General features: G+C 30.4%; 9 protein-coding genes. 2 read left to right on the top strand and 7 right to left on the bottom strand.

Going from position 1 to position 4,785, the window contains the following annotated elements; all coding sequences use genetic code 11:
* Positions 1-38: 38 nt before the first annotated feature.
* From Q0352_RS11455 to Q0352_RS11485, 7 genes are all read right to left on the bottom strand, one after another.
* Positions 39-206, bottom strand: a complete 168-nt coding sequence (locus tag Q0352_RS11455; RefSeq protein WP_299527609.1) for a hypothetical protein — start codon at positions 204-206, stop codon at positions 39-41.
* A gap of 56 nt (positions 207-262) precedes the next feature.
* On the bottom strand, positions 263-703 hold the full coding sequence (locus Q0352_RS11460; protein WP_299527611.1) for a hypothetical protein: 441 nt from the start codon (positions 701-703) through the stop codon (positions 263-265).
* Positions 704-749: 46 nt separating this feature from the next.
* The gene (locus Q0352_RS11465; RefSeq protein ID WP_299527613.1) at positions 750-938 is read right to left on the bottom strand and encodes a hypothetical protein; all 189 of its coding nucleotides are present in this window, start codon (positions 936-938) and stop codon (positions 750-752) included.
* 334 nt (positions 939-1,272) lie between these two features.
* Entirely contained in the window at positions 1,273-1,566 is a 294-nt protein-coding gene (locus Q0352_RS11470; protein ID WP_299527615.1) for a hypothetical protein, read from the bottom strand.
* A 6-nt stretch (positions 1,567-1,572) separates the two neighbouring features.
* Positions 1,573-1,902, bottom strand: coding sequence for a hypothetical protein (locus tag Q0352_RS11475; protein ID WP_299527617.1), 330 nt, complete (start codon positions 1,900-1,902; stop codon positions 1,573-1,575).
* The gene (locus Q0352_RS11480; protein ID WP_299527619.1) at positions 1,880-2,386 is read right to left on the bottom strand and encodes a hypothetical protein; all 507 of its coding nucleotides are present in this window, start codon (positions 2,384-2,386) and stop codon (positions 1,880-1,882) included. The genes Q0352_RS11475 and Q0352_RS11480 overlap by 23 nt, the downstream gene beginning before the upstream one ends.
* 1,039 nt (positions 2,387-3,425) lie before the next feature.
* Entirely contained in the window at positions 3,426-3,548 is a 123-nt protein-coding gene (locus Q0352_RS11485; RefSeq protein WP_299527621.1) for a hypothetical protein, read from the bottom strand.
* Positions 3,549-3,848: 300 nt separating this feature from the next.
* On the opposite strand from Q0352_RS11485, the gene Q0352_RS11490 reads away from it, so the two are divergent.
* Together Q0352_RS11490 and Q0352_RS11495 are read left to right on the top strand one after the other, a co-directional pair.
* Entirely contained in the window at positions 3,849-4,202 is a 354-nt protein-coding gene (locus Q0352_RS11490; protein WP_299527623.1) for a hypothetical protein, read from the top strand.
* Positions 4,203-4,228: 26 nt separating this feature from the next.
* The gene (locus Q0352_RS11495; RefSeq protein WP_299527625.1) at positions 4,229-4,705 is read left to right on the top strand and encodes a hypothetical protein; all 477 of its coding nucleotides are present in this window, start codon (positions 4,229-4,231) and stop codon (positions 4,703-4,705) included.
* Positions 4,706-4,785: the final 80 nt, after the last annotated feature.

Consider the following 4,785-nt stretch of genomic DNA (forward strand, 5'->3'; position numbering starts at 1 on the left):
TCTATTAATTCTTGTCTTTCTTTATCTTCCATAATTAATTAACTAATGCTAACATCGTCTATATTTAATTTTTTAACTACATTACCGCTTTCATTAATGTACCAATCAATAAAGTTTTTGCCGTCCATGGTGTAGTTATCATTTTTATCTAAGTATGCTTTTTGTAGTTTATAGGTACTTAAAAAGTCTTCCAGTTGTTTTTTCATTTGTATCTATTTATTCGTTAAAAATCTAAACATAGTCTTTGGCATTAGCAGTAATACTACTTTCGTTTAAGTTCAAACTTTTCTTTTAATTCATTATATACTTTTTCGCCATCTAAATACATATCACCGCTTTTTGTTTGCTTAAACTTCCAAGCCAATATTCCAAACAAGTCATCCCAAACCATATATTTTTTATGTTCCGTACTAACACTTGGTATAGTGCATTGCTCGGTTTCTATGTTTTTAATTTCTTTACCACAATCAAAACACTCGTATTCTGTTTCGCTTATTGGCTTTTGCATACTTGGCTGCACACAATCGCAATAAAACGTACCCTTCGGCACAATAACACTATCTATAGGTAATGATTGCCCTTTGTTCACTTTCTTTTGCAAGGTTTCTATTTGTCTATTAAGCTTGTTTAATAGGTTGTTTATTTCTGTGTAGGTCATTGCTTTTAATAAGTCAATTTCCAGCTTTTCTTTAAACTTTCTCATAATTTATCTGTATTTAGTCGGGCAAAAAATACCCATAGATTTAACATTAGCAACCATTAGCCCACCAAGTTTCGCATTTCTTGCAAGCGTAAGAGTTTTCGGTAAGTGTTGTTTTATCTCCTTTAGTTCCACATTTTGGGCAAACGGAATTGCTAACAACACCTATATTTAATTGCTTCTTATCTGTTTGTTTTCTAAGGTTTCTAATTAATAATTTACTATTTTCTTTTCTCATTGTTTCTGTTTTTAAATTCGCAACTAACCACACCCAAACCGTTACTCAAACAAATTAGCATAGTTAGGCATACTTCTGTCATTTTTTTACTGCCGGAAATCAGTCGTTCTGATAAACCGGATATTTGCTATGACGGCCACAACTCTCCCTCAAACTGTCCAACTTAAATATCTGTACAGTCTTTACATAAATAGTCGTACTATCTTCAGATCTTATACTGTCCTGGAATCTGCTTTTCAACGAAAGTTCGGTATTATATATTTCAAGCCTACTAACATAAGCTCCCATAAAAACAATAACACAAAACATTAATATCCCTAAATTCTTCATAACATTATTTTTTAATCGATTTTCCGGAAGTATCTCCATAAAACTTACTAGCCACCCTAATCATATCAGTATATACAATATCCTCATAACCATCTACACTAACATCAGCCCTACCCTTTATAATCCTATCACCAATACCTATACCAACACCCCTTACAATAACCAATACCCTAAACTCATTAATATCAGAACCACCATCTCCAAAACCCTCAAATACCCTCTCCTTCAAGTCATAAGACTCAATCCGGCCACAATCAACCAACCCTTCCATATAACACTCAAATTCTTGCTTCTTCATATACATTTATTTATTAATTAATTTAAGTGCTTCAAACAACCCTCTCTCTAATACTTCTTCGTAGGTTTTAAATACTTCATTAGTATTAAATAAATCTTTATAGTCATTCATTTGAATAATATGAAACCCTCTGAAGCACATCGTTTCCAAATTATCAAATATATCTACACTTAATTCTATGTGTAAATTATGTGTGTCCCTCAACCATTTTTGTAATTTACACATCCAAATATAATAATCATAGTCGGATACATTTTTAAATTCCAAACTAGGTACTAGGTTAAATCCTTTTTTAATTGCTAGTTTTCTTAAGTTATATTGTTTTGTTAAGTCCATTTTGTATAGTTTTTATTATTAATAACCACTCCTCAACAGAAGCATTTCCTCTACCGCAATTAGCAGCATAACATGAAAGAACTACATTCTTTTTAGTGTATCCTTTAGTGCAATCTAGTCTATCAATTGTAACCTTTAAGGGGTTTCTTGTATTTTTACCCTTTTTAGATTCTATTTGAAGGTCTACATTAAACCAGTAACATTTACCTTCTTGTTTAATCCATAGCTCTTCAATAAACTTTAAATCTATATCATTATCTTTATATTTTCTTTTACCTCTACCTATTGTGTTTGAAACTAAGTATAATAACTCATTTTCTTTCTTATATTTAGCTGTGCTTTTAGCATGAGCATCTCTTCTTTTTTCAAACTCCTCTGGAGATAACCAAACTTCACCATTTGTTTCCTTGTAGTAAGGATGGTGATATTGGTAGAATATTAAGTTTTTAATTGGATGTTTATCACCCCTTTTTAATTTATTCATAATTATATCATTTCTAATGCACTAATTTCTGCATTTTAATCCCTCTTCCTAACTATAATAGCCTCCATATCCATAGCACTCAATATCCTATCTATCTTTCCATCACCCATCTCTGTCCTATTACCATTCAACCACTTATACAATGTACCCCTGCTAATCTTTGAATCACTACTCAATTTACTCATATTTACTTTTGAGCCTTTCTTTAATTCTAACCTTATTTGTTCCTTTATAGTCATTATTCTCGAATTTTACACACAATACGGTGTTTTTACGGTATGTGTTGTTTACAATATTACACAACTTATATGTTACAATCCAAATATTTATCCAACTTTCTTTTAAATCATATATATAATATATACCGTATATACCATCACAACCCCACCCATTACTAGCTCAACCAACCATAAAAATAATCCAAAAAAAATTTGCAGAAAATTTTAGGAGTGGGGCTATTGGGGGGATTGGGGGGGTGCGTTCGTCAGAGGAAAACCGTTTTATATGTTGGTAGTGGGGTGTTTACTGGTGGGGCCTCTGTAGTTGCTGTCTTTACGTTTGTTCTATTTTTATGCATAAATAGAACTGTTTACCCCTAAATGGTTGACGTTTAATTAATTGCGTGTTGTTTAATTATTCCTTTCCTCTAAATTATCAGGCAAAACAATTTAATTTATCAATCATGTAATATCAAATTTAATTGCTTGTCCTTCGCTGTGCGATAGCCCCAAACGATTCTATCCTCCTGTTTTCTTTGCCTTGTATTAACGCTTGTATTCATTTGTATTAATAGCTTCGTTTATATCCTGGTGTAATATGTTGGCTGTTGTTGTGGTGCTTGTGCTTGTTCCCTTTGATATGTTTGCTGCTTGTATTCGCTTGTTGTTTTTACTGGTTCTATTGTTTGTATTGTTAATCACTTCATTTAATAGGTTAGTTACTTTGGTTGTTTGTCTTATTGTATTACTAGTAAGTTTCTTATTATGTAATACCGGACATTCAATAACCTTTTGTAGTTGGTCCTTTGTTTAGTTCCATGTTAATTGTTTACCTGGTTTATATATTCTTTTACTTCATCCTTACTTGTTCTTTTATCTACTGCCGAAAATTCACCGTTTAAATAAACTCGTTTTAACATCCTTTCTTTTTTCAATAGCTCCATTATATTAACTTAACTTTAAACCCTCTTAAATCCTTTTATTTGCTTATTGTCGTTCATTTCTTTGCTTGTTTATCTGTTAAATTTACCTAGTAATTAAGTCATTTTACCCTATTTCGTACGATTTAGGGCTTTTAATCTTGTTACCTTTTTAAAATTATTCTCCTTGATACTCAACTATTTAGCCATTAATCTTAAATCTTTTTTATCTTTTTTGTTGTGGGAATGGTTTCAATTGTGTTATTTTACATTGTCAACTAATTATAACGACAACAAACATTTATTAATTAAAACTTTACAGCCATGAAACGAAGTACTAAAATAATTCAAGATATTGAAGATTACTTTAATACAACTAATTTTAAGGATATAGTATTAAAAAATGAATCGTTAATAAATAAAGATGTTTTTACAATAGACGATATAAAAATTAAAAACGGCTTTATATTAGCCCCTACAGGTCAGAACGTTCTAATACATTACTGGAATAAAGAATACTACTTTACATTATATGGTTCTGATTGGGATAATTTTAAATCATACACACACGTAAAAACTAAAAACGATTTAAAACCTATATTTTTAGAGGCTTTAAATAACGGAGCTAATTTATCATATTGCGACCCAATGAAAATAAACTTATATTTTAATAAATAAACTATTAATAACTTAAATTAAACGCCATGAAAACAAGAGAATTTAAATTTAAAACTGTTAGCTACTCAGATGAGTTAATAAGTCAAATGAAAAAAGGATGTGAATACGAAGCACAAGCTATTGACTTCTTAAAAGAAACTAAAACAAATCTATTGATTCAATTTAGTCATAAGGGTAAACACTTCTTTACAGATAAAGAGAAAAGAAATATATTCATTGTAACATTAGAAAACAATAAACACGAATATACTTTTAACTTTGGGGATTCAATCCATAACACAGAAAAAGGAACAACTCCGAAAGCTTATGATGTTTTAGCCTGTTTAACTACTTATGAAGTTGAGGATTTTGCAGATTTTTGTATGGAATTTGGCTATGACTTGAATACAGCTAAAGAAATTAGAGAAGCTCAAAAAACACATTTAGCGGTTCAAGAAGAAAGTAGAGAGATAAAAAGACTTTTTAATTCTAGTGAATTAGACTTATTGAGTGAGATTCAATAATATATAATACCGGAAACTCAAATAATAGTTAACTGATGAGTCCTAAAGGACGAAACAAAGAGACTTAAAACCTCTCTTTG

Source organism: uncultured Lutibacter sp. (assembly GCF_937891065.1).
Taxonomy (GTDB): Bacteria; Bacteroidota; Bacteroidia; order Flavobacteriales; family Flavobacteriaceae; genus Lutibacter.